Here is a 26,963-nt window from a genome sequence, read left to right as displayed (position 1 = left end):
GTAAAACGCAGTTTAATTGCATTAATATTCAGCAATTAAACCCTATGTAAATTAAGGGTATAGCTATATTGAATATTAAGGGCAACAATTTCTGATGTGAACAAACCTTAAAACATCCATGCCAGAAAAAAGAAATGCCAGCATAAGCTGGCATTTTTAAGCATCTGTACGTGTACTAAATATAATTACTTAGCAGCACGGCCTTCGCGTTTACGGTCACTTTCTTTTAATGACTTTTTACGGATACGAATGCTATCAGGTGTAACTTCTACTAACTCATCGTTATCGATGAATTCAAGCGCTTGCTCTAAAGACATGATAATTGGCGGCGTTAGTGTTTGCGCTTCATCAGTACCAGATGAACGAACGTTCGTTAACTGCTTACCTTTAAGAGCATTTACAGTTAAATCGTTATCACGTGAATGAATACCGATAACTTGACCTTCGTAAATATCTACACCGTGACCAATCAACATACGACCACGTGCTTGTAAGTTAAAGATAGCGTTAGTAAGAGCTTTACCAGTAGCATTAGCGATCATTACACCGTTAAGGCGTTGACCGATTTCGCCACCTTTATGAGGGCCGTACTGTAGGAACGTATGGTAAATTAAACCTGAGCCTGAAGTAATAGTCATGAATTCAGTTTGGAAACCAATTAACCCACGAGAAGGCATGATAAAGTCCATACGAATACGGCCCTTACCATCTGGTGCCATATCAGTTAATTCAGCTTTACGAACACCCATTCTTTCCATAATTGTACCTTGATGTTGTTCTTCAACATCAATAGTTACGGTTTCATATGGTTCTTCCATTTGGCCATCAACTTCGCGCATGATAACTTCAGGGCGAGACACAGCTAGCTCAAAACCTTCACGACGCATGTTTTCAATTAAGATACCTAAGTGAAGCTCACCACGACCTGAAACTTTAAACTTATCAGGATCATCAAGTTGCTCAACACGTAACGCTACGTTATGCACAAGTTCTTTATCTAAACGATCTTTAATATTACGTGACGTTACAAACTTACCTTCTTGGCCTGAGAACGGAGAAGTATTTACCTGGAATGTCATGTTAATAGTAGGTTCATCTACTGACAATGGCGGTAGTGCTTCAACTTCATTTGGACAACAAATAGTGTCAGAAATTTTTAATTCACCTAAACCGGTAATTGCAATAATATCGCCAGCTTCTGCTTTTTCAACTTCATGACGCTCAAGGCCTAGGTAACCAAAAACTTTACCTACTTTACCGTTATGAATTTTACCGTTTGAGCCTTCAACCGTAACTTGTTGGTTAGGCTTAACTGAACCACGAGTAATACGACCAACACCGATTACACCCAAGTATGAGCTATAATCAAGTTGAGAAATTTGCATTTGGAAAGAACCTTCCGTGTCTGCATCTGGCGCTGGAACTTGGTCAACAATTGTTTGGAATAAAGGCGTCATGTCTGTGCCTTCTTCTTCTGAATCCATAGAAGCCCAACCGTTAATCGCTGAAGCGTAAACAACTTGGAAGTCTAGTTGGTCATCAGTAGCACCTAAGTTATCGAATAAATCGAAAACTTGATCCATAACCCACTCAGGACGAGAGCCTGGCTTATCAATTTTGTTGATTACAACAATTGGCTTTAAGCCTTGAGCAAATGCTTTCTTAGTAACAAAGCGAGTTTGCGGCATAGGGCCTTCTTGTGCATCAACAATAAGTAGAACAGAGTCAACCATAGACATAACACGCTCAACTTCACCACCAAAATCGGCGTGACCAGGAGTATCTACAATATTTACACGGTAGTCGCCCCAGTTAATTGCTGTGTTTTTTGCAAGAATAGTGATACCACGTTCTTTCTCGATATCATTTGAATCCATTACTCGTTCGTCATGACCTGTACGAGCATCTAACGTACCTGATTGGTCGAGTAATTTATCAACCAAGGTTGTTTTACCATGGTCAACGTGCGCAATAATTGCGATGTTACGTAAGTTGTCTAACACTATCTTTAGCCTTTAATTAGCGGGTGCATATAATTTGGCGCGTATTATAGACGAAAAAGTGAGCCATGTATTGACCTTTTTTGTTAACTGATTCTGATATCAAAAATATTATCGATATTTAACCGCAAAATTTAAAAGCCAATTATATTTTCATATTTATATGACTAATGGTAGGATTAGTTATCTGGTCAAAAAGTGTTCAGAAAACTTTATAAAAATAAAATGGTTAAATAATGGCAAACTCTAAGAAAAAATTACATAGAAGAGAGTTTCTAAAGAACTCCTGCAAAATTGGTGTTAGCGCTAGTGTTGTAAAAGCCCTGGGACTTTCCAGCTTGTTACATGCCCAGCAAAGCTTGGCTGCCGAGCAAGATTATAAAGCTTTAGTGTTTATTTTTTTAGCTGGCGGTAACGACTCATTCAATATGATTGCGCCTAAGGGTGTTGGTAATTTACGTACTAATTACGAAGATGGACGTCGCAACGCAGCAATTTCTGCTGAACAATTAAATGCCATAACACCAAAAACCGATGTCAAAATTTATGGTGGTGAGCAATACAATGAGTTTGGTTTACACCCTGCTTGTGCAGACATGGCAGAAATGTTTAATAATGAAGAAATGTCGATAGTGTGTAATATTGGCAATCTGTATGAGCCTACAACCCGTTGGCAACTTCTGAATGATAAAGTAACACTTCCACCACAATTATATTCGCACAGCGATCAACAATTACAATTTCAAAGCCAACCAGATATTCCATTCAGATATGGATGGGGTGGCCGTTTAGCAGAAATGGTTGAAGATTTTAATAGCAGCAGTAATGTATCACCTTTAATATCGGTATCAGGCTTAAACTCTTTTCAAGTAGCTTCGCAACCAGATGTATCAGCCTATGTTATGGGTTACGACGGCGCAGTAAAACTTAATGGCGTCACTAACGAGCGTAAAACTCTATTAGAGTCATCTATCGATAGTATCGATGCATCGTCGCATTTAATGCTACAAAAATACCGTGACGTTTTTAATTCGGCTAAAAAGTCTGAAGCAATAGTAACAAGCGCCTTTACAGAAGCTGAGCAAACAGGCGTCGACTATGACGCTATATTTACTGCGGCAGGAGCAAACACCAGCAAAATAGGTCGTCAGCTTAAAACCATTGCAAAAATGATTGCTGGTCGAAACTCTACTGGCAACAACCGCCCTATCTATTTTGTAGAAATGAACGGTTTTGATACTCATAAAAAACTGTTAACCAATCATCAAACATTAATGACAGATCTTAATGCGGCATTAAAAGGTTTTAAAGATGTATTAGTTGCGCAAGGTGATTTTGATAAAACCTTAAGCTTTGTTGGCTCTGAGTTTGGCCGTACATTAACACCAAACGGTAACGATGCTGAATTTGGTACAGACCACGCATGGGGCGGTCATGCTTTGTTGATGGGAGGCATGATAAATGGCGGACAAATGTTCGGCACGCACCCCGATTTAAAGCTTAAAGAGGGGCTAGATGCAAGTTCCGGTCGTGGACGCTGGATCCCAACAACATCGACAAGCCAATGCGTTGCCAAAATTGCCAATTGGTTTGGGGTAAACCAAGAAGAACTCCCTTTGTTAATTCCAAGTATAAACAACTTCCCAGATACTTTTACCGCAAGTTCTAACCTAGATTTTTTTAAACAGGAGGTAAGCTAATGACTAACGTTACTAGACGCATTGCACTGTTAATGACTATTTCCTCCTTTGGGCTTCTTTGTGCTTGTGGTGGCGGTGGTAGTAGCTCAACAAAGCCAACTGTGAAAACAAGTTTACCTACCATCTCAATTATTTCTATTGAGCCAACAGCTGTAGAACAGAACAGTCAAGTTGCTAAATTCAAAATAGAGCGTAGTTCTGGTACTGAACAACTGGCTGTTAGCTTTGATGTCACTGGCCATACCGATATAACCAAAGGCTCAGCGGATGCAAGTGATTATCAGTTGTTGTATGCCGATGGCAACATTGTTGGCGACAGTTTCATTATTCCTGCAAATGAAAGCTCTCGCATTATTGAAGTAAAACCAATATCTGACAATCTATTCGAAGTTCCAGAGCAGTTAAATGTAAATTTAACCACGCAAAGCACCTATCAACTAAGCCAAGAACCTACAGTTTCATTAACAATTATCGATGCTGATAATACGCGCGATAATGCCAAAGTATTTTATGGCGTATTCACGCCACAGGGCGATGCAATAACGTCGGCCACAGGTGTTTTAAGTTTTATATTACAAGGCGATAATGAGCTAGGCCAATTAAGCTATAGTTTTACCAACCTAGGATCTGAACAAACGGATCAACACATTCATTTGGCACCTTCAGGTACGATGATTAAAGATCTGGAAGGTCCTGGCAATGTTATAAATATGATTTGGGATTTAGCACCAGGAGGCATATTTAAGACCGAGCAAGAAATGCTTGATACTCTGTTTAATGGCGAGTTTTTTGTCAATATTCATTCTGCCAATTACCCTGCAGGTGAAATTTCAGCAACGCTATTGTATGACGCAAATATAAAGCCGCCTGAGCAAGTTGACCTTACCGAGGCCGATGTTGACAGGGACATTATTCGCTTTTTAAACCAGGCAACTTTTGGCGCTACTCCTGAAGACTATCAGCCTCTTAGAGATCAAATCAATGCCGACGGCACAAACCGTATGCAAGTTTATAATCAATGGATAGAGCAACAAATATCCATGCCTGCAAGCAGTTTATACGACTTTACTGAGGCAGTTGCTCAGCATTTTCCAGAAGAAGCAGGCGTAAACATTCGTCGCGACGCATTTTACAATTTAGCCGTTCATGGTAAAGACCAATTGCGTCAACGTATGGCATTTGCACTTAGCCAAATTTTAGTGGTTAGTGATGAAGCAGCAGCTATCCGCAATGCTCATAAAGGGGCTGCAATCTATTGGGATAACCTTGCGAGCAATGCTTTCGATTATTATAACAAGGCGTTGTTTGATGCAACGTTAAGTCCAATAATGGGAGTGTGGTTAAGCCATTTGTATAATCAGAAAGAAGATGTTGGCGCTGGTTATTACCCCGATGAAAACTACGCCCGAGAAGTTATGCAATTGTTCAGTTTTGGGTTAGTGCACTTAAACAAAAATGGCACTATCGCCTTGGGTGACGATAACTTGCCTAAACCAACTTATAGTAACGAAACCATAAAAGAAATGGCTCGAGTATTCACCGGTTTATCATTTAGATTTAAAAATGATGGTGAAAACAAGGTTGCGAATAACAATTTCTTTTTAGGTGATTGGGCCAACGAATATCAATACCGCTGGCGCGAGCCAATGAAATTTTTCACTTCTGAGCATGACTTTGGCAGTAAAACACTATTCACAGATAACAATGGCACTGTAACGGTCGCTGCAAATAATGATAAAACTGATGATGCGGCAATGTCAGAAGTTGCATTTGTGGTAGACAGCCTGGTTGCTCATAGCTCTACCGCTCCTTTTATTTCAAAGCAGCTCATTCAACGATTTGTTACTTCAAATCCAAGCTCGGCTTATATTGAAAGAGTGGCCAACAAGTTTGCTGAAAAAGGTGATTTAACTGCAACAATAAAAGCGATCTTGTTAGATGAGGAAGCCCGTAACCCACAAGTACACAGCTCAAACAGCTTTGGCAAAATTAAAGAACCAATAATACAACTTACTGCAAATTTACGACTTTTTAAGGTCAAATCCAGAATAGCACTAGATGACAGTGTCGATACTACTTTTGATACACCAATACCAGGATTAAACCTTGAATTAGCCGATAAATATCAGTCTGGAGCAACATTAATTAGAATGGGTGACTTAGCAATTGGTCAACGAGCACTAGGTGCAAACTCAGTGTTTAACTTCTATTTACCAAGTTATACGCCAAGCGGCGCTCTAGCCAGTAACTCTTTAATGGCGCCGGAATTACAACTGCTAACTGAAGCGCAAATGTTTTCCACAATGAACATTTATAATGGCTTAATGAACAGTAGCCTATACCGTAACAATGCAGCCAAATACAGCATAATTTACCAAAACTGGCATCTAAAAGTATGGTTGCAGCAGGAAGATTTTTTTGAGATTTGGCAGAATACTTCTGGAACTGATACAGATAAAGCAACAGCGGTTGTTGACTACCTCGACTTTTATTTAAATGCAGGACTAATGAAAGCCAACGACAACCAAGGCACTCGAAAATTATTTATTGAAAACTTGGTCCAAGCTGCAAGTAATAATCGGTTTAAATTAGCCTTTTACGGTGCCAATACCAGTCCGGAATTTGTGCTGCAAAAATAAACGCCAGCTAAATGCTAATGACAAAAGTAACGAGTAAAAATTAGGTAATAAAAAAGCCGAATGCTAATAAATTAGCATTCGGCTTTATTTATAGGCTGTGAGCCCAAATATTATGAAGGTTCTGCAATTATATCTTCAACTTTTAAGCCACTGCCAGCGCTACACACGTAAACATCAGCGTGTAATTGGTACTTATTAAAATACTGATCATCAACAGCTTGCTTTACTAAAGCGACATCGTCTTCTCTGCACAAACATACAATCGCACCACCAAAACCGCCACCAGTCATGCGGACAGCGCCATTTTCGCCTAGGGCTGTCTGACAAATTTCAACCAAGCCATCAGTGGCAGGCACCGTAACTTCAAAATCGTCGCGCAACGATGCGTGCGATGCTGACATTAATTGCTTTAAAGTCGGCATATCACTGTTGGCTAATGCTGACATAGCATCAAGCACTCGTTGATTCTCGGTGATCACATGATGCGCTCGTTTGTATTCTATTGCTGTTAATGCTGTTCTATGGCTTGCCAACAACTCCAGTGTTGCATCTCTAAGCATTGGCACGTTCATTTTTTTCGCGGCTTGCTCACAATCAATTCGACGTTGGTTGTATTCACTGTCGACTAACTTTCTAGGGTAATTCGAATTAACAATTACCAAGCTAAGATCGTCTGGGATCTTAATCGATTGAGTTGATAAATCACGACAATCAATCATTAAAGCAGAGCCTGGTTCGCCTTTGGCAGAGATCATTTGATCCATAATGCCACACTGACAATCCATGAAATCATTTTCGGCCTCTTGCCCCAACAGTGCTATTGTTACAGAGTTTAGGTTTAAGTCTGCTGACTCACTAAACATCCCACCAATTGCTACTTCAAGTGCCGCTGACGACGACAAGCCGCTACCTTGGGGCACATCGGAGCTAATTAATACATCAACACCACAAAGCGAGTGACCTTGGCGCTTTATTACAAATGCCATAGCTCGGATGTAGTTGCCCCATTGTGAGTTTCCATGCTCAATAGCTTCACTAATGTCAAAGCGATCTGATTCTCCAGGATAATTGGTAGAATGCACAACCACTAAATTGTCTTCTCGTTCTCGATATAAAACTTTGGTACAAAACTCTAATGAACAAGGAAGTACCAGGCCTTCACTGTAGTCAGTATGCTCGCCAATAATATTCACTCTACCTGGCGCTGATGAAAGTGAGGTAGCAGGATGCTGATAAATTTTCTCAAATTCTGTCGATAGTGAATCAACCATATTAAAGTCCCTTTTTATAGTGAGTAGAGCTTGCCGATTTCAAAATATTGGCTGCCGTTTCTGCGGTTAAGTCACGCTGGCTTTCAGCCAACATTTCATAACCTACCATATGTTTTTTCACAGTCGCAGAGCGCAATAGAGGCGGATAAAAATGTGCATGTAAACGCCAATGAGAATCGTCACCTAAGTTACCAGGAGCACTGTGCCAGCCCATTGAATAAGGAAAGCTGCAATTGAATACATTGTCATATTTGGTTGTAAGTATTTGCAAGGCTTCACTTAATGATGCTTTTTGTTGCACTGTTAACTGCCCCATATGACGAACATCGTCCTTAGCTATCAGTAGAGTTTCAAATGGCCATGCAGCCCAATATGGAACAACAACTAACCAATGTTCATTGCTAAAAATCACACGTTCTTTGTTGTCTTGCTCAAACTCTATGTACTCAGCCAATAAATTTTTATTAGTTTTATGCTGATACGCGGCTAAATTATCATTTTCAACTGCTATTTCAGTAGACATATGATCATGAGCCCAAACTTGTCCATGCGGATGCGGCTGTGAGCAGCCCATAATTGCCCCTTTATTTTCAAATACATGAACACAACTATATTGCTTTGACAATTCAGTATAGTTTGATTGCCAAGTATCGATTACTTTTTGAATTTCTGTCTTAGACAATTCAGGCAAAGTTTTTGAATGATCAGGTGAGAAGCAAATAACTCGACACTCACCTCTTGCAACATCTGCTTTGATAAATTCAGGAGTATCTTGCTCAACAACATTTTCGTTATCACTTACTAATGCACCAAAATCATTTTTAAATACAAAGGTATCTTTATAATCAGGATTAGACGTATCACTTGCTCGCTCATTGCCCGGACATAAAGGACAGTTGTCATCATAGCTAGGTAACTGCTCACTAGAACCGGATTCTGTAGCACCTGACCAAGGGCGATTATTTCTGTGTGGTGAGACTAGAACCCAGTCCCCCGTTAATGGGTTTTTACGACGATGGGTAAATTCAAGAGAACTCATTAATTATTCCTACTTTTTAAAGACCTTGAGGATACTTTGACTGCCAGCGCCATGTATCTTCGGTCATTTCAGGCAAGCCTAAAGTTGCTTGCCAATTTAATTTTTGTTTTGCCAAACTTGCATCGGCATAATTACAAGCGACATCACCACTGCGTCTTGGTGCAAACTTATAAGGTACTTCATTTTTCGCCGCTTTTGAGAATGCTTTAATAACGTCCAATACCGAATACCCTTGCCCTGTACCTAAATTATAAGCAATAAAACTGGTATCATTTTTATGGTTTAAAAACGCCGCAACATGGCCTTCAGCCAAATCCATGATATGAATATAATCACGAACTCCAGTGCCATCGGGAGTATCATAATCATCGCCGTAAACACTGACAAATTCGCGTTTCCCTACCGCAGTTTGAGCAATATAAGGCATCAAGTTATTAGGAATACCATTAGGGCTTTCTCCTAATAAACCACTTGGGTGAGCTCCTACCGGATTAAAATAACGAAGAGAAATAGCCAAATTACCCGCATCGGCCTGACAATTATCTTGTAAGATTTGCTCAACCATTACCTTAGTCCAGCCATATGGGTTAGTCGCTGAAATTGGATGATTTTCATCTAAAGGTAAATATTGTGGATCACCATATACCGTGGCGGAAGAACTAAAAATAATTTGTTTTACGCCAACATTTGCCATTGCATCTAACAGAACGACACTACCAGCAACATTATTGTCATAATAGCGTCTAGGCTGTTCGCACGATTCGCCAACAGCTTTCAATGCTGCAAAGTGTAATACGGCAGTAACATTGTGCTCTTGCATGACCTGTTCTAACAGAGCTTGGTTGCGTATATCACCTTCAACAAAAGTGAAATCTTTACCACTTATATGTTTGAGTTGCTCCAACACATTAATGCTAGCGTTTGACAGATTGTCATAGATAATAGGTGTTACACCTGCTTTTTGTAACGCTAAACATGTGTGACTACCTATATAGCCCAACCCGCCTGCAACTAACACTTTCATTGAGTTACTCTTTTATTATAATTTTATATAAACACTATTTGTATGATAAATAGGATTAAATCATTTTACAACCATTATAAGATATATTTTGAAAAACAAATGTAACTGAAACGATTTCTACTTATGTTCATTAATCATTTTATACAACTAATAATTATATTATAAATAATACTATACTTGATTTAATACTACTAGAAGAGGTATAAAGGACAAGCAAATAACTTTATTCCTAAGGTCTATAATAATGAACGCTTTTTCACGCTTATTAATACTATCAAGCTTTTTGCTTAGCTTATCGGTACAGGCAACTGACTACTACGTGCACCCGGGAATAGGTAAAGACAGTAATAAAGGTACCTCAGCGGAGTTACCTCGAAAGTCATTTCCAAAGAATCTAAAAGCGGGAGACAAATTATTGCTGGCTGCCGGGACTACGTTTTGGAACAAACTTGAGCTTAAAAATTTAAGAGGTACCAGTGAGCAACCAATTATTGTTACTACCTATGCTGCTGATGACAAAAACAAAGATGCCCGAGTCGCCATCAACTCTAAAGGTTTTTTAAACGGTATCAGTATCATTAATTCTCAACATGTTCATGTAAGTAATATTGAAGTGTCGGCGAATGCCGGTGGCGTGCATAAGTGGATTGAAAAAAAATATCAAAAGAATAACAAAAACAAACTACCAACTATGCGTATTGGTGTATTGCTTGAGGCAAGTAAAAAAGGGAATTTTCAAGGCATTAAGCTTGATAATTTATTAGTAAAAGATGTTTACTTTAACGACCCTGGAGTTACCCGCTCTAAAAAAGAAACCGGCAGTGCCAATGGCACCGAAAGTTATGGTTGGGGAATTCGCGCATTTGCCCGTAACGGCGGTAAATTTGATGGTCTTGTCATAAACAACTCAACAGTAACCCGTGTTGCTCATACTGGTATTAAGTTAAATGGGCCTAAAGGAAGTATCAAAAACATCACGCTGAGCAATAACAAGGTATTTGATGTTGGTGGCCCTGGTATGCAAATGAGCGGCGGTGAAAGTGTTCATGTATATGGCAACATAGTTAAAAACTCAGGTAGCACAAAAGACACGCGAAACTGGGGCCGTGGCAGCGGAATGTGGACCTGGGGTACATCGTACGCCCTTATTGAGTACAATAAATTTTTAAATGCGAATGGCCCAGCAGACTCTGCCGGTTTTCACATAGACTTTAATTGTGACAACATCATTTTCCAATACAACATTAGCGCCAACAATGCCGGCGGCTTTATCGAGATCTTAGGCAACAATTACAACAATGCCTATCGCTACAACGTCAGTATTAATGATGGCTACCGCACCAAAGGAATAAACAACGCTTTCCAAGAGGGTAAAACATTTTGGTTCAGTGGTTTTGTTGGTAAAAACAACCCACATAATGGGCCTTTCAATAGCTACATTTATAATAATACCATTTATGTTAAAGAAGATATTTTAAGTAAAATGGCAGTTACTCGTATGTCTAAAGGGGCATTAATAGCCAATAATATTTTCCATGTGCTTGGTGACAGTAAAGCCGTAAAAGGGGATCAATATCGCCCAGAAGCTAAAGGCATCAACCACATTAAAAACGTAAACTTTACCAATAACATTTTCCTAAAAGATACCACTTGGCCTAAATCTATTCTTATTCAAGACAGCGCTCCGGTTATTGGCGATGTTAAATTTAGCAATCCTGGCGGCACAAAATTAACCGACTACATCCCTTTAAATAAAGCACTTGTCGCCAACAAAGGCATCGAAATTCCATTTATTGAAGGTGACAAAAAAGGTTTGTTCAGAGCTTTAAAAGTAAGCCATGACATTTTAGGAACTCCTATCAAAGGCAAACCTGATATGGGCGCGATAGAAATTAGCGAATAAAATAAATAATAAGAAAATTTATGACAATAATAACGAAGGTCGCACTTGCCAGCGTTACGTTGCTAATGACCTGTTCATCTCTAGCAAGTGAAGACGTTCAAAATGCTAAAGAAAACCTAGAGAAACCAGTTAACATTTTATTCATTATGGCTGACGATCTAAATGACTTTGTTGGCGTAATGAATAACTCTATCGGGGTAAAAACACCAAATATTGATAAACTTGCCGAGCATGCAACCTTGTTTACCAATGCTCATTCTAACGCACCAATTTGCAGTCCATCTCGAGCAAGTTTGTTCTCGGGCATTCAGCCACATGCATCTGGCCAATATGCCTTTGGTAATTGGCGCCATAATAAAGTGTTAGCTAATTCCAGAACGATTATGGAACAGTTAAGTCATCATGGTTATCACAGTGCTGGTACGGGTAAGCTAACTCATCATCAATGGCCAAAAGCCTGGGATGACTTTGGCATTAGACCAGACTACACCCCGCTTGCTTTTGATGGCAAAAAAGTAACACAGCACCCTGATGTACCTTCACCTTACAATAAAGATATTGGCCCTTTAGATTCTACCTTCATCCCGCTTTCAAAAGTTCCAAACGTTGAAGCTAAGGGAAATAAAGCAGGTCATAATGGTTGGTATTATGGCGGTTTTAAAAAGCCGTTCAACTATGAAAATGAACAAGACCGAGATCCATTGCCAGACGAGATGTACGCTGATTGGACAGCAAATAAACTTAAAGAATTTGAGCGTAATAAGCTGCGAAAACCATTCTTTTTAAGTGTTGGCTTTATTCGACCGCACACCCCTCTTGTGGTACCTGATCGATTTTTTGATATGTATCCTTTAGATACAATCAATCTACCCGAGTTTGTCGAAAATGATGATGCCGATACCCATTTTGAAAGCTTATACGTACCTAAAACATCTTTAGGTCGTAAGCATTTTACAAAATTAATGGAATCTTACCCAAATAAAGAGCTGGCACTTAAAACCTATTATCAAGCCTATTTAGCCAGCATTAGCTTTATGGATGAACAAGTAGGTAAAGTGTTAGATGCATTGCAAAACAGTATCTATAAGGATAACACCGTAGTGGTATTAACCAGCGACCACGGCTACAACTTAGGTGAGAAAAATAACCTATTTAAAAATAACTTATGGGAACGCTCTACTAAAATTCCATTAATTGTTTTTGACCCTCGAACCAAGAAAAAACAGACCATAGATCAGCCTGTTAGTTTAATCGATCTATATCCAACCTTTATGGACTATGCCCAAGCAAGCGGTGATAACCGAAAAAATGATAAAGGCTTACCCATAAGTGGAAAGTCAATTAAAGCGCTTATTGACGGAAATGATAAACATGAGCGCTTTGCCTTAACGGTCGTAAAACTGTGGGGAGATAAAGGCCTGAAAAACTTTGCGATTAGAACTAAAGATTGGCGTTACATACTTTATGGAAACGGCAAAGAAGAACTTTATCATAACCAGATAGACCAAAATGAAATAACAAATCTGGCTGATAATGTTGAATACAACAACATTAAACACACATTAAAAGCCAAGCTTTTGACTGCAACCGCAGATGCAAAATAAAACCAAGGTTAATCATGAGTTACATAATTAAAACAACATCAATCTCTAAACTTGTAAAAAAAGTAAGTTTCCTTGGTTGTGTAATGCTAAGTGCATTTTCAACTGGTATTACAGCAAAAGAGCAAGTCAACGCGCAACCTAATATCCTTTTAATTGTTGTAGACGATTTAAATGACTATCAAGGTGTGTTTGGTGGTCATCCACAAGTAAAAACACCGAATATTAATAAACTGGCAGCAAGTGGCATACGGTTTACGAATATGCAAACCAATACGCCTGTTTGTCAGCCTTCACGAAATAGTCTGTTTACTGGTGTTTACCCACATGAGTCTAAAGATTTTGCTTGGACAGCTAAATATAAACATCCGGTATTGAAGCACAACAAAACGATAATGGAGATGTTTAATGAAAATGGTTATTACACTCTAGGTACTGGCAAATTAATGCACGGTAATAAGACCCCAGAATGGCAAGAATGGGGCAACAATGTTAAGCATAATTATGGACCAACAATGTTCGATGGTGAAAAATTAACAGCAACCAAAAATGTGCCCTCTCCTTTTAGAGAAATTGGTGCTATTGATGGTTCATTTGGGCGATTATCCGAAGGTGGAATATCTCCTGGTATAAAAGGTAAACCTGGTTGGGTAAACGGCTGGACAAAAGTCCCATTTCGTTACGCCAGTGAAAGCGATCGTGATTTATTACCCGATGAAGCTCATGCACAGTGGGCTGAAACTAAATTTTCTGAACTAGCCAAAAAAGACAAACAGCAACCATTCTTTATGGGCGTTGGTTTTGTTAGGCCTCATACTCCACTTTATGCACCAGACCGCTTCTTTGACATGTACCCACTTGAGTCAATAGAGTTAACGCCTTGGATGAAAAACGATACTGACGACACATATTTCAATGAAAACTTTCCAGATAATGGCAAAGGGTTAAAGTATTATCAAAAATTATTAGCGTCTTACGGTGGTGATAGAGAAATTGCCATTAAGCACTTTCTACAGGCTTACTTAGCCTGCATTACATTTATGGATGAACAAGTGGGTAAAGTGATAACTGCGTTAGAAGCAAACCCAGAATTAAATGAAAATACCATGGTAGTGTTCACCAGTGACCATGGCTGGCAAATGGGTGAAAAAAATTACATTTTTAAAAATTCGCCTTGGGAAGAAAGTGCACGTATTCCCCTGATTATAAGACCAGTTATTCGTTCCGCTACTAATAGTAATATTAACAATGCGTCTGTTGAACAACCTGTTTCATTAATCGATATATTTCCAACATTGGTTGATTATGGTCAGTTAAAGGGCGATCACCGACATAATAAAAAAGGTGGAAAATTAGGTGGCTTTAGTTTACGTCCATTTATTGAAGCTCCAACAACCGACAGTTGGCAAGGTCCAAATGGCGCATTAACTGTTGTCGGTAATTATGCCAACAGTGGCAAAGAAAAAAGTGTCGCTAAACAAAACTACTCGTACCGCACCAAAGAATTTCGTTATATTCATTATTCAAACGGTAAAGAAGAACTATATGACCATTCTAGCGATCCGCATGAGTGGGAAAATTTAGCATCAAACAAGCAATATAAAGACATTATCAAAACCCTAAAGAGTGAAGTTAGTGCCATCATTGGCCAACAACTGTAGGAAGTAAAATGAGCATAAGACACTTTTTTAAAAGCGCTTTATTGATTAGTTTTTTTCTGGCAACTAGCTCACAAGCTTTGGCAGCAGAGCATGGTATTAGCAGTAAAGTTGAAAAGCCTAACGTGCTCTTTATCATTGTTGACGATCTGAACGATTATTTAGGAACATTTGGTGGTCATCCACAAAGTAAAACGCCTAACATTGATGCCCTTGCCGCTCAGTCGGTGCAATTTACAAATGCGCAAACAAATGCTCCTGTGTGCCAGTCATCTCGAAACAGCTTGTTTACCGGTGTTTATCCGCACAAATCTAAAGATTTTGGTTGGACGCCATTAACTAAACAACATGTATTAAAGCACAACAAAACCTTTCTTCAGTTGTTTAAAGAAAATGGTTACCAAATGCTTGGCACGGGCAAATTACTGCATAAAAATCAAATCAAACTTTGGCATGAATGGGGCGTACCAGAGCGCATAAATTATGGACCGCATGCCTTTAATGGCAAAAAAATTGTTGGCCACCCGTCTGTTCCAGAGCCGTTTAGGAGCATTAACATAGTTGACGGCTCATTCGCTCCATTAACCGATGTACCAAAGTTCAATTTAAGTAAAACTGATAAAGTTAAACACGCAGCGGGCTGGGGTTACCCTCATATGCCTTTCAATTATGTTGATGAAAACAATCGCGACCGACTCCCAGATGAACAACACGCCATTTGGGCGAGTAATAAATTAAAAGAGCTTGCCAAGGCTAATAGTAAACAACCATTCTTTATGGGGATTGGTTTTGTTCGCCCGCACACTCCGCTTTATGCTCCAAAGCGGTTCTTCGATATGTTTCCATTAGAAAGCATTAAGCTACCTACCATTAAAGAAAATGATCTTAATGATTCATTTTTTAAAGACAACTACCCGATGACACAAATGGGTTTGTCTTATTTTAAGGCGTTGCAAGAATCTTATGAAGATGACGAAGAAGGATTAAAGAAAGTTATCCAAGCCTACCTCGCTTGTATTGCCTTTATGGACGAACAACTCGGTATCGTGATTGATGCATTAAATAATTCAAGCTTGAAAGATAACACCATAGTTGTTTTCACTAGCGATCATGGCTGGCAATTTGGTGAAAAAGATTACCTTTATAAAAACTCCCCATGGGAAGAAAGCGCTAAAGTTCCTATGCTTTGGAAGGTACCAGGCAAAAGTGTCGCTGGATTAAAGCAACAACAACCTATTTCACTAGTTGATCTGTACCCTAGTTTTATTGACCTTGCTAACTTGAAAGGCTCAACAAGTATGTCTAAAGGTTCAGCTCCTTTAGGCGGTTTCTCTATTGCGCCATTATTAAAAACCGACACAAGTAAGCAATGGCAAGGTCCAAAAGGTGCATTAACAGTAATGGGCGTTGGCATAGATACGCCTATTGAAGGCTTAGCGGTTGGTACCAATCGACAAGCATTGTGGCACGTGAAAGTAATTAAAGACTTACCAGATGAATACATTTGGCAGCAAACGTATTCATACCGCACTAAAGATTGGCGCTATATTCGTTATAAAGATGGCCAGGAAGAATTATACGATCATAGAAACGACCCATTTGAATGGCATAATTTGGCGCAGGATAAAAAATATAGCCAACAGAAAAAAATTCTGGAAAACCAAATGACCAATATCATTAACCATGAATAACCAGTACTCAAATAAATAGAACTAACACGAACCAATCCCTATATATTCAGGTGTAATTTCTTAGACTTTTTGGTTTTTCAGAAAATTTTTTGCGCTATAAGTTTAAATAATCAATAATGCTTTTACCTGCACACGGCGTTAACACCTTGTTAAACCTCTGGCATGTTTTTGTATGAAAAAACGTTAAATAGCCGCCTATTCCTCATATTTTATATTAATTAATAAATAAACCAAAAATACAAAAAAATACAACAAATACAAAAAACACAATCTTTTCAAGGAGATACGAAAAAACACAAAAAAACAACGTTGCAGAGAGGTTAATAAAAAATTAATTTATTTATAAGATAAGTAACATAAATGTTGCCACAGCGAAAAGCCTATGGTAACGTTTTCCCTACCTATTGTTTTTCTCTGTTTTGAATTACTTATTGTAATTATTGAGATAACAAAGTTTGAAAAAAAAGTTTGCGAAGAAAAAGATAACAAAACAAACGATAACTTGATGCATTCAAGGCGGGAAAAAAATGAAAAAGTCCAAATTATGTTTAGCATTACTTGCAGCAATTGCAGTACAAGCTCCTTCATATGCTTTTGCTGAAGAAGCTGAAGCAGTTGAAGTAACAGCAGAAAAAACAGCAAAAGAAAAAGCTGCCGAAAAAGAAGCTGCACTTAAAGAAGATGAAATCGAAGTAATTACCGTTGGTGGTATGCGCTCGAGTGAAGTTGCAGCCATTAACATGAAAAAGTTCGCCAATACCATCTCAGATAACTTATCAGCAGAAGAAGTTGGTGCTTTACCTGATCAAAGTATTGCTGAATCACTAGAAAGATTAACTGGTGTAACAGGTAACCAAGATAGAGGTCGTAGTAATACAATATCTGTTCGTGGTATGGGTGGTGCTTATACGCTAACCACATTAAATGACCGTGAAATTGTGAGTTCATTTGGCTCTCGCTCTGTAAACTTAAGTTTATTCCCGTCGGCAAGTATTCGTAGAGCACAAGTCTATAAAACCGCAAGAGCTGACTCATTAGAGGGTGGTATCGCGGGCCACATAAATATGGAAACCTTTAAACCATTAGAGGTGGACAAAAACATCCGAACTATCTCTGCGACGGTTAATAGTAATACGCTTTACGATGATTTAACTTCTGCCAAAGAAGAGGATGCACACCTTTTTAAAGAGTTAACTGACAACGATAAATACGGTAGAAATCTTCAAGCTTTAGTAAGTCACCATATTACCGACGATATTGCTGTTTCTATTGGTGGTTCATTTAGAGATGATATTCGTTACATCGAAGGCATTAAAAATGGCGAGCTAGTTACCAATATGGGCTGGTTAACCGATTGGAATGATGATGGGGTTAATGATGAAATCGCTAACCCAGCATCAACACTTAGTTCTAAGAAATTTGACATTAGACAAGAATCTATATTTGCTGCCGCTCAATGGGCTCCCACTGATGATTTAATGGTTAGTGTTGATTACCTAACTTCTACTTATGACTACACCATGGATATGGCAATCATGAGCCATTGGGGATTAGCAAGTGGTGTATCCCATGTTGACCCTACAATGGCAGATATTGACCCTGATACACATTACGTTATGAGTGGCATCGCAAGTGTGAATTCTTTGGGTAAATGGGATGCGAACGTATTAAACAACGACGAAACGGAAGTATTTGGTATTAATACTAAATATCAATTAACTGACGATTTACATCTTAATTTTGATGTGTCTCGCTCAACCGCAGATCGTTTTTACAGTTGGCGTGCAGGTAATGGTAAATATGCTGCTAACATGAATCATTATCTTGCGTTTGATCACTATAATGACGAATATGGTTTTGAGTATTTAGGTAGTGAGCCTAGTGATGGCAATGCATTTAACCCAGATACGTATGAATTAGATCAAAGCCAATTAACCAATGTAATGAATAACCCAGACCTATGGAACTTTGAAGGCCTTAGTAATGGTCATAACTTTATGGAAAGTGAAGTTTCTGCAGTTAAGTTTGACATAACTTGGGATACAGAATTTGGCATTTTCCACCAATTTAAAGTGGGCGCAAGGTACTCAGAAAATACCAAAGACCATATCGCTGATAGTGAAAAATATGATCAAAATACCGAAAACTGGGATCAAATCAGTGATGTTGATTTTCACGCACTAAACCGTACTATTACCACAAAGCCTTTTCAAAAGTTAACTAAGATTAAAGGCTATGATGAAATTTTTGCTTTCAACCCTGGGCAAATATTAAGTGATAAAGCTGAATATTTACCAGCAAGAGTAATGGATGATGCCGATAAAATAGAAAGCTATGAACTGGAAGAAAACACCACTGCATTCTACGTTCAAACAAGCTTCGCAGGCCAATGGTATGATGGTACGTTTGGTCTTCGTTATTATAAAACTGAACTCGAATCTTCGAGCTGGCAAAGTCCATTCTATTTAACACCAACAGATGAAACCATGAATGAGTTTGAACTTATTATTGGTGAGTTAGAATGGGCAACAGAGAAAAACGAATATGAAGACATATTACCAACATTGAACGTTAACTTAAGATTAATTGACGATGTGGTAATTCGTATTGGCGCAGGTAAAGCGATTATACGCCCAAGCTTAGGTGATATTAATTCAAGTGTTGCATTAAATGACAATGGCTTTGACGAGAATCAACCAACAAACAGTAGATCTTTAGGTCGGGCAGGTAACCCTTATTTAGACCCTATCGAGTCTAAACAAGCGGATATTTCGTTCGAGTATTACCCGACTAGATGGGATTACTATGCATTAGCAGGCTTCTATAAAGATCTTGATGGTATTTATGAGACAGGTGCAAATTATATTCCTGCAGAGGGCATGTTTGATCAAGATGGCAATCCATTGGCTTTACCAGTAACATCTCAAGTTAAAGCTGAAGGCGGTACGGTATCTGGTGTAGAATTCTCATTTAGACAAAACCTAGGTGGAATTACCAAGTACTTAAAAGGCTTCGCTCTGTCTGGTAACTACATGGATTTCTACTATGATGCGGAACAAGATTACAACCCAAGAGAGCCTGGTGATGGACCATTAGATAGACCTACTGAGTTGTACTACCAACCGCTTGGCTGGATAGACAGTACTTATAACGTTGCGCTTACTTATGATTACGGCGGAAAATTCAATGCTAGATTAAACCTTAATCAGCAAGAGTACCAAGCACGTCCAGAAGGTGACAAAGCTTCGGTTCAATGGCCAAGCAAAAACTTAAGCTTGAGCTTGAGATACAAAGTCAGCCAAAGTTTTCAAGTCTTTGCACAAGCCGCAAACTTGTTAGACGAAGAAACAACTTCTGGCAACCTTTATAGTGATAAAGTTGGCACAGCACACCCAAATTTCATCCTGGAACAAACTCACCGTGGTATCAGCTGGTATGCAGGTGTTAGAGCAAACTTCTAAGATGATTATTCCACTCGATATTCTCCCTATCGAGTGGATTTAACTTGAAGACTTAGCTCTTAATAAGTCAAAAAGCTAACTTTTTTAAGTTAGCTTTTTTTTGCTCTAATTTTGTAAATCATTAAAGCGTTAGGTGCCGATTCTGCACTACCAAAATAAATACAACCGACTGTTATTAATATCAATTTCTATTAATTTTCTGGCTATATAGGAAAATTATTGGTAACGTTGTCCTAGTATTTTCCCTGCTAGGGGAAGGGTTATTTAGAATACCACTAATGGCGCTTTTAACAGTCTGAAGGAATAGATAAATGGTCACAATAAAAGACGTTGCAAGAGTAGCAGAAGTATCCATTTCTACCGTATCTCGGGTTGTTCGAAAACAGGGAAAAGTTGGCGATGCGTGCCGCGCTAAAGTTCAAAAAGTTATTGATGAGTTAGGTTATCGACCAAATATTAATGCACAAGCATTGGTAAATAAAAAATCTAACTCACTCGGTGTAGTTATTCCAAAAGTATCTATGCCATTTTTTGGTACTTTAGCTTGTGGCGCTGAAGAAGCGGCAATAGAAAAAAACTACCGAGTATTAATTAGTAACGCACAAGGCAGTGAGCAAGCAGAGCTTGATGCAATAGATTCATTGGTGCAACATCACTGCAATGCCATAGTTTTTCATTCTCAACATTGTAGTGATGAAACTTTAGTTACCTTGGCGGAAAAAATATCAGGTTTGGTTTTCATTAATCGCTTTATTGCCGAAATACCACATCGATGTATCTGGTTAGACAATAACTTAGGTGCACAAAAAGCCGGCTCCTTCCTTTTAGAGAAAGGCCATACCAATTTTGCAGTCATTACTCGTAAAGATTCAAACCCTGATTCACTTCTTCGCCTTGAAGGGATTCACACAGCTTTAAATAACGCCAATATCCAATTAGATAACTCAATGATTGAATATGGTGCTACTGCCGATATGGAAGGCGGTAAGGAAGCTGTTAGTGCCTTATTCAAAAAAGATAAAAAATTCACTGCCCTATTGGTTTATAACGATAATATGGCGATTGGTGCTGTTCATGAACTAAATGCTCGCGGCATACGCGTTCCTGAAGATATTTCGGTAATTGGTTTTGATGATATGTTGATTTCTGTTGCTTGTATTCCACAGCTTACTACTATGCACTACCCAGTAAGAGAAATGGCCCAGTTTGCTACTAATTTAGCCATTGAACTGTCTACAAATCCAGAACCAAATGGGCGAACACATTTATTTATGCCACACCTCATTGAGAGAGATTCAGTGGCAAACTTTTGTGCCAAATAACTACTAGCAAGTTGCAATGACTCGCCTCAATCGCGTTAATAATACAGAAAACAGTGAACTCAAGCTTTCTCAAAAACTTGCGTTAGGCAGCGGCTTTTTCTGTTTGCTTTTTTTAGAGAAAGCTTGTGAAATTTTAGCCATACCTTTTTATCAAATGACGCTTGGCGTAGACCCTTTCTTGTTTAGTATTACCTTAACCATACCGATAATTTTTTCTGCATTTTTAGCACCATGGGTTGGTAAATTATCTGATAACTGCACCAGTAAATTTGGCCGTAGACGCCCTTTTATATTTGTATCAGCATGGCTAAGTGCTTCGCTTTTCGGTTTAATGTGGATGGTTCCTGAACATTGGTCTACAGATAACCAACTACTGTACTTTTTTGTTATTTCATTATTATTTTATGCAGCAGCTTCCTTTTATAGCGTTCCATTAACTTCATTATCTTATGAGATAACCAAAGACGCTCACCAACGTATAAAAGTGATGGAAACCAACTCGTATTTCATCAAGCTGGCCTCAATGAGCAATCAATGGTTGTATCCACTTGCTACCTTAACTATATTCTCCAGCACCTTTGTTGGCATTAAAGCTGTTGGTTGGTTTACCGCTATTTTTGTTATTGGCATCATTGGTATGTTGCCTGCTCTGTATGTGAAAGAAAATAGCGTTGAACCCATTAACCATCCACATAATAACTTTACTGTTGTGGAAAATGTAAAATCTATTATGCAATCGCATTTAATGCGACTGGTATTTGTCATTATCTTCATTCAATTGGGGATTGGCGCTTATGCTGCAAAAATGGACTATTACGTACTCGTTTATTATATGTTCGATGGCAATATCAGCGACGGGGCGGTATGGAAAGCCGTACTTTCTATGGGCTATGCAATAATAGCAGCCATTTATATCCCTATTGTATCTTGGTTTTCCAGACGCATTGGCAAGTTAGCCACACTTAAAATAATTTTTATTATGACTGCCATTGGTGGGGGGGCAAAATGGTTTATATACACACCTGGCGTACAATGGTTGATATTGCTTGATCCAATATTATGTTCTGCGATTTGGACTTCGATGACCATTATTATCCCTGCATTGGTTGCACAAGCTAGCGATCAAGATCACCAAACTCACAAGATAAGCCGCCAAGGTGGTTTTGCTTCCGTATACCAATGGGTAGTAGCGTTAAGTATTATATTTGCATTATTAGCCAGTGGCATGAGTTTAAATATAATTGGTTTTGATGCCAGTTTAGCTAATGCTCAATCAAGCAATGCCTTGCTATCAATGAAATTAATATTAAGCCTTGGCACTATCATTCCAAGCATGCTCGCCGTATTTTTGTTAAACAAGTACCAAAAATCCCATAAAGATACGTAACCTGAACTCGGGATAAGAAGTTAGTTAGCGTGCTGTAATTTATAAAATTCGATATTTTTATGGTTCTAGCTTGATGTTGTTTCTTAATACAAGGCAAATTTGTGCGTCAATAGCTGGTCTATTGCAAATAAATTTAACGTAGTAATAAGGAATAACAGCAGGTAGAAAGCAAGTTGTTATCCCAAGTTCAGGTTATGCTTATTTTCACATTTACTGTTTATTTACAAAACTAGCATTTCATCGCCCAACCATTTATCATATAATTCATACATAATAGTATTTCTCATAAGCAAGAAAACAGGGTAAGTAAATGAAATTTCAAATTTTGATAGTCACTATTTTGACTATGACATCTGCACTTACACATGCTAGTTCAGCCGAAAAACCTAATATCCTTTGGTTAGTAAGTGAAGATAATTCTAAGCACTATCTCAAGCTGTATGATGAAGGTGGTGCAGTAATGCCAAACGTTGAGAAACTAGCAGAGCATGGATTAACATTTAACAATGCGTTTTCTAATGCACCTGTATGTTCTACGGCAAGAACGACTTTGGCAACGGGTATTTACGGGCCAAAATTAGGTACCTATCAACACCGCGGTTTTGAAGAAGTCGCTTTGCCACAAGGCTTTACAACGTTCAACAAAAGCTTGCAAAAAGCAGGCTATTACACAACTAATAACGCTAAAACAGATTATAACTTTATAGCTGATGCTAATATTTGGGATGAGTCATCAAAAAAGGCCAGCTGGCGTAACCGTAAACCCGGCCAACCGTTTTTTCATATGCAAACCTTTGCTATTACCCACGAAGGTAAACTTCATTTTAAACAAGGCGCAATTGATAATCGCAAGACCAAGCATGATCCAGAAAAAGTTACTTTAGCACCGATTTACCCTGATACAAAAACGTTTCGTTATACCATGGCGAAAACGTTGGATAATCATGTCGTTGCCGATAATCAAATAGGCAGCGTTATCGAAAAATTAAAACAAGATGGCGAACTTGAAAATACCTTTATCTTTTATTTTGGCGATCACGGTGGTGTATTACCTGGAAGCAAAGGCTACCTGTTCGACCGTGGTCTATCAGTACCTTTGGTAGTTAGAGTGCCAGAAAACTTTAAGCATTTAGTTGGCGAAGGCTTACGTAAAGATAATGTTCGAGTAGATGGATTTGTTAGTTTCATTGACTTTGCCCCAACCATGTTAGCGCTTGCCGGAATCAGTGCTGATAAGCAAATGGATGGGCAAACATTCTTAGCACCAGCCTTATCTATTGATGAACTTAATAAGCGCAATGTAACCTTTGGCCATGCCGACCGTTTTGATGAAAAATCTGATCTAGTGCGCAGTATACGTGTGGGTAAATATAAGTATATTCGTCACTACCAGCCATATTATAGCGATAGTTTACATGCCTATTACCGTTATCGTCAGCTTGCGTTTAAACAGTGGAAAGACATGCATCAACAAGGCAAGTTAAGTGCGATTCAGGGGGCATTTTTTGAAGCCCCAGGTACAGAGCTTCTTTTTGATATGGACGCCGATCCTTATGAGACGGTTAATCTAGCCGGTAAAAAACAGTTTCAAGAAACGCTATTATCGCTTCGTAGCCAGTTACAACAAACGGTTAAAACGTTACCTGATCTTGGATTCTTACCAGAGTCTGTTTGGCTAAAAGAAAGTGAAGGCAATGCCTTTGCATACGGACAACAACAAAAAGCACGTATAAATGAACTGATTACTTTAGCAGATATGCAGTTAGAGCCATTTAAAAGCGTTGAAGACAAGCTTATTTCTTATCTTAAAAAAGGTACCAGTGAGCAACAAATTTGGGCGCTTATTAACTTGAGCTGGTTTGCTAAAGACAGCAAGCATCTTATCAGCAAGGTTAAGGAAGTGCTCGCTTCGTCAAAAAGCTCATTAGTGAAAGCTCGTGCGATTGAATATTTAACGCTCCAACAGGCGATTGAACCAGTTGAGCCGCTAACAAAGTTGATCGCAAACGAAGAAAACCGCTTGATTCAGGTAGAGATACTGAATATCGCCGCATTTATTCATGAACATACCGGTAAAGTATTCCCGATACCAAAATCCTTAACGGTAAAAGCACCAGTACGCGGTAGTGATACCTTTAAAATTGATAGTTGGTTATTTGAACGCTGGCAGTATATCTCACAAAAATAACTGCCATAGGTTTAGCAATGAATAAATTAAGTAATGTTTACCTAACAATTATCGTCGCTTTGGTATTACTTACCTCTACCAAAGCGCTTGCTAATGAGTTTGACTGGCAATCAGCAAAGCTGCATAACTATAAGGCAAATGCTAAATTTAGCGAAAACGAACAACTCACAATAACGTTGAACAGCAGCAAAGGCGCTGCTGTCATACTTCGCCCTAGTAATGGTAAAACCTGGGATTTTTCTGCCTATCATGGCCTAAAAGTATCGATTAAAAATATCTCCAATGCACGCATTATGCCGTTAATCACACTCGATGCACCAAATTCAGAAAAGTGGCAAGAAATTGATAATTCTCTTTATTTAGAACCACAACAAAGCAAAACATTATTGGTCTATTTTTATATCACAGCCAAAGATTTTGCTCAGCGTTATCCACAATATCAAAAGATGAATGGCGGCCCTAATACCCAAATGATCAAATGGGATGGCATAGATATTAGTAATATTAATAAGCTTTCATTCTCGGCAATTAATGTACGCGACTATATATCGGCACAGGGCTCTTATATTGTTCAGCACATAGAGCCATTTCGTTACGATCAAATCTTTGATAACAAAAAAGAAATCCCCTTTCCATTTATTGATAAGTACGGGCAATATTTACATGGCAAGTACCCTGGAAAGTTAAACAATGAACTCGATTTTATTGAAAGAGAACAACAAGAACTTGACGATTTAAAAGCACATCCTGGGCCTGGTAATCGCTCAAAATGGGGCGGTTGGCTCAATGGTCCAAAGCAAAAAGCTACCGGCTATTTCTATACAAAACAAATTGATGGTAAATGGTGGTTTGTTGACCCTGACGGTTACTTATTTTGGTCTCATGGGGTTACAGGGGTAGGCTATCATGGCGCAAATACTTTAATTGCAGGACGTGAACATTACTTCCAAGACTTACCAAGCAAACATAGTAAATACCAAGACTTTTATAGTAAAGGTCGAGGGACACGCTTTGATTTTACCAAAGCGAACTTATACCGAAAATTCGGAAAAAACTGGCAAGAGACAACCAACAAACGCAATCATCAGCGGTTAAAAAGTTGGGGCCTAAATACCTTTGCAAATTGGTCTGATCCAAGCGGGTTCGCCTTACAGCAAACGCCTTTTACCATTGCCGTGCATTACAAAAGTCGCATGTTAGAAGAAAAAATGCCCGACCCTTGGGATAAAGACTTTGGCCGCAATATTACTGAAGAGTTAAAAAATAAACAGCGCCATGAGCATGGCGACTCACCATGGAACCTTGGTTTTTTCGTTAATAATGAATTGCACTGGATGGGACCAATTAGCTACGCAACTATAATTAGCAATGCACCTGCAGACCAGCCAGCTAAAATCTATTTTGTCGATGCACTGCAAAAAAAATACAAAACTATTGGCGAGCTAAATGACACTTGGCAAACAAAATTTTCATCATTTAATGATATTTTAACGAGTCGTAATAAACTGACATTTAACCAGTTTAAAGAAGATGCCACATGGTTTTATCAGCAAATGGCTGACCAGTACTTTAAAATCTGTCGCCAAGCGGTAAAAAGCGTATTCCCTAATCATTTGTACCTAGGTAGCCGATTGCATGGCGATGTAAACGCTATGGTATTGCGAGCCGCAGAAAAACATACCGACGTAATTTCATATAACTTATACCGCAGAACTATTCGTGACTTCACCAGTAAGGCCAAAGGATTAACCAAACCTCTTATGGCAACTGAGTTTCATTTTGGCGCTATGGATAGAGGTATGTTTAGTACGGGGTTACAAGAAGTATCAAGCCAAGAAGAGCGGGCACAACACTATTACGAATACGTGTTAGGTGCGTTAAATAATCCATTATTTGTTGGCACGCATTGGTTTCAATATCGCTCACAGGCCCTAACCGGTAGAGGCGATGGTGAAAACTATCAAGTTTCTTTAGTAGATATAACTGACACCCCCTACCCTGAGACCATAGAAGCTATTAGGAAGATTGGCTATAGCCTATACGAAACTAGAGCCAACAATGAAAATAAAAACGAATAAC

The 26,963-nt window shown here is 38.7% G+C and carries 15 protein-coding genes; 11 read left to right on the top strand and 4 right to left on the bottom strand.

The annotated features are described in order from the left end of the window. Positions 1–185 precede the first annotated feature (185 nt). Complete coding sequence (gene typA, locus RI845_RS03315) at positions 186–2,006, bottom strand: translational GTPase TypA (RefSeq protein ID WP_348389488.1); 1,821 nt, start codon at positions 2,004–2,006, stop codon at positions 186–188. 230 nt (positions 2,007–2,236) lie between these two features. Here typA and RI845_RS03310 point away from each other — a divergent pair, with 230 nt between their 5' ends. Together RI845_RS03310 and RI845_RS03305 are read left to right on the top strand one after the other, a co-directional pair. Further along, positions 2,237–3,700 (top strand): DUF1501 domain-containing protein, encoded by a 1,464-nt coding sequence (locus RI845_RS03310; RefSeq protein ID WP_348388338.1) that lies wholly within the window; start codon positions 2,237–2,239, stop codon positions 3,698–3,700. Beyond that, positions 3,700–6,339 carry a DUF1800 family protein gene (locus tag RI845_RS03305; protein ID WP_348388337.1) on the top strand — a complete coding sequence of 880 codons (2,640 nt, stop codon included), beginning with the start codon at positions 3,700–3,702 and terminating at the stop codon, positions 6,337–6,339. The genes RI845_RS03310 and RI845_RS03305 overlap by 1 nt, the downstream gene beginning before the upstream one ends. A gap of 110 nt (positions 6,340–6,449) precedes the next feature. On the opposite strand, the gene galK is transcribed toward RI845_RS03305, so the two are convergent. From galK to galE, 3 genes are read right to left on the bottom strand one after another with little or no spacing between them, the layout of a single operon-like run. Continuing rightward, positions 6,450–7,610: a galactokinase gene (gene galK / locus RI845_RS03300; protein WP_348388336.1), complete on the bottom strand. Its 1,161-nt coding sequence runs from the start codon at positions 7,608–7,610 to the stop codon at positions 6,450–6,452. 1 nt (position 7,611) lies between these two features. Further along, the gene (locus RI845_RS03295; RefSeq protein ID WP_348388335.1) at positions 7,612–8,649 is read right to left on the bottom strand and encodes a UDP-glucose--hexose-1-phosphate uridylyltransferase; all 1,038 of its coding nucleotides are present in this window, start codon (positions 8,647–8,649) and stop codon (positions 7,612–7,614) included. Positions 8,650–8,665: 16 nt separating this feature from the next. Next, positions 8,666–9,673 carry a UDP-glucose 4-epimerase GalE gene (gene galE / locus RI845_RS03290; protein WP_348388334.1) on the bottom strand — a complete coding sequence of 336 codons (1,008 nt, stop codon included), beginning with the start codon at positions 9,671–9,673 and terminating at the stop codon, positions 8,666–8,668. A 244-nt stretch (positions 9,674–9,917) separates the two neighbouring features. Here galE and RI845_RS03285 point away from each other — a divergent pair, with 244 nt between their 5' ends. The 9 genes from RI845_RS03285 (at position 9,918) to RI845_RS03245 (ending at position 26,962) form a co-directional block, all read left to right on the top strand. Further along, on the top strand, positions 9,918–11,576 hold the full coding sequence (locus RI845_RS03285) for a right-handed parallel beta-helix repeat-containing protein (protein WP_348388333.1): 1,659 nt from the start codon (positions 9,918–9,920) through the stop codon (positions 11,574–11,576). A gap of 20 nt (positions 11,577–11,596) precedes the next feature. Beyond that, on the top strand, positions 11,597–13,180 hold the full coding sequence (locus RI845_RS03280) for a sulfatase (RefSeq protein ID WP_348388332.1): 1,584 nt from the start codon (positions 11,597–11,599) through the stop codon (positions 13,178–13,180). A 14-nt stretch (positions 13,181–13,194) separates the two neighbouring features. Continuing rightward, complete coding sequence (locus tag RI845_RS03275; protein ID WP_348388331.1) at positions 13,195–14,838, top strand: sulfatase; 1,644 nt, start codon at positions 13,195–13,197, stop codon at positions 14,836–14,838. Positions 14,839–14,846: 8 nt separating this feature from the next. Then, on the top strand, positions 14,847–16,526 hold the full coding sequence (locus tag RI845_RS03270; protein WP_348388330.1) for a sulfatase: 1,680 nt from the start codon (positions 14,847–14,849) through the stop codon (positions 16,524–16,526). 527 nt (positions 16,527–17,053) lie between these two features. After that, on the top strand, positions 17,054–19,987 hold the full coding sequence (locus RI845_RS03265; RefSeq protein ID WP_348388329.1) for a TonB-dependent receptor: 2,934 nt from the start codon (positions 17,054–17,056) through the stop codon (positions 19,985–19,987). Between the two features lie 311 nt (positions 19,988–20,298). Then, entirely contained in the window at positions 20,299–21,309 is a 1,011-nt protein-coding gene (locus RI845_RS03260) for a LacI family DNA-binding transcriptional regulator (protein WP_348388328.1), read from the top strand. Positions 21,310–21,325: 16 nt separating this feature from the next. Beyond that, on the top strand, positions 21,326–22,696 hold the full coding sequence (locus RI845_RS03255) for an MFS transporter (protein ID WP_348388327.1): 1,371 nt from the start codon (positions 21,326–21,328) through the stop codon (positions 22,694–22,696). Between the two features lie 310 nt (positions 22,697–23,006). Beyond that, complete coding sequence (locus RI845_RS03250) at positions 23,007–24,884, top strand: sulfatase family protein (RefSeq protein ID WP_348388326.1); 1,878 nt, start codon at positions 23,007–23,009, stop codon at positions 24,882–24,884. A 17-nt stretch (positions 24,885–24,901) separates the two neighbouring features. Further along, a complete protein-coding gene (locus RI845_RS03245; RefSeq protein WP_348388325.1) occupies positions 24,902–26,962 on the top strand; it encodes a beta-galactosidase in 2,061 nt (686 codons plus the stop codon). The last annotated feature ends 1 nt before the right edge of the window (position 26,963 follow it).

Source organism: Thalassotalea nanhaiensis (assembly GCF_031583575.1).
Classification (GTDB): Bacteria; Pseudomonadota; Gammaproteobacteria; order Enterobacterales; family Alteromonadaceae; genus Thalassotalea_A; species Thalassotalea_A nanhaiensis.
Note: the sequence above shows the minus strand (reverse complement) of the source record. Positions and strands in the feature narration are given on the sequence as shown.

Bases quoted from the DNA above. Each gene is read 5' to 3' on its own strand.
- RI845_RS03310 (WP_348388338.1), top strand. From the start codon at position 2,237: ATGGCAAACTCTAAGAAAAAATTACATAGAAGAGAGTTTCTAAAGAAC.
- RI845_RS03305 (WP_348388337.1), top strand. From the start codon at position 3,700: ATGACTAACGTTACTAGACGCATTGCACTGTTAATGACTATTTCCTCC.
- galK (WP_348388336.1), bottom strand. From the start codon at position 7,610: ATGGTTGATTCACTATCGACAGAATTTGAGAAAATTTATCAGCATCCT.
- RI845_RS03295 (WP_348388335.1), bottom strand. From the start codon at position 8,649: ATGAGTTCTCTTGAATTTACCCATCGTCGTAAAAACCCATTAACGGGG.
- galE (WP_348388334.1), bottom strand. From the start codon at position 9,673: ATGAAAGTGTTAGTTGCAGGCGGGTTGGGCTATATAGGTAGTCACACA.
- RI845_RS03285 (WP_348388333.1), top strand. From the start codon at position 9,918: ATGAACGCTTTTTCACGCTTATTAATACTATCAAGCTTTTTGCTTAGC.
- RI845_RS03280 (WP_348388332.1), top strand. From the start codon at position 11,597: ATGACAATAATAACGAAGGTCGCACTTGCCAGCGTTACGTTGCTAATG.
- RI845_RS03275 (WP_348388331.1), top strand. From the start codon at position 13,195: ATGAGTTACATAATTAAAACAACATCAATCTCTAAACTTGTAAAAAAA.
- RI845_RS03270 (WP_348388330.1), top strand. From the start codon at position 14,847: ATGAGCATAAGACACTTTTTTAAAAGCGCTTTATTGATTAGTTTTTTT.
- RI845_RS03265 (WP_348388329.1), top strand. From the start codon at position 17,054: ATGAAAAAGTCCAAATTATGTTTAGCATTACTTGCAGCAATTGCAGTA.
- RI845_RS03260 (WP_348388328.1), top strand. From the start codon at position 20,299: ATGGTCACAATAAAAGACGTTGCAAGAGTAGCAGAAGTATCCATTTCT.
- RI845_RS03255 (WP_348388327.1), top strand. From the start codon at position 21,326: ATGACTCGCCTCAATCGCGTTAATAATACAGAAAACAGTGAACTCAAG.
- RI845_RS03250 (WP_348388326.1), top strand. From the start codon at position 23,007: ATGAAATTTCAAATTTTGATAGTCACTATTTTGACTATGACATCTGCA.
- RI845_RS03245 (WP_348388325.1), top strand. From the start codon at position 24,902: ATGAATAAATTAAGTAATGTTTACCTAACAATTATCGTCGCTTTGGTA.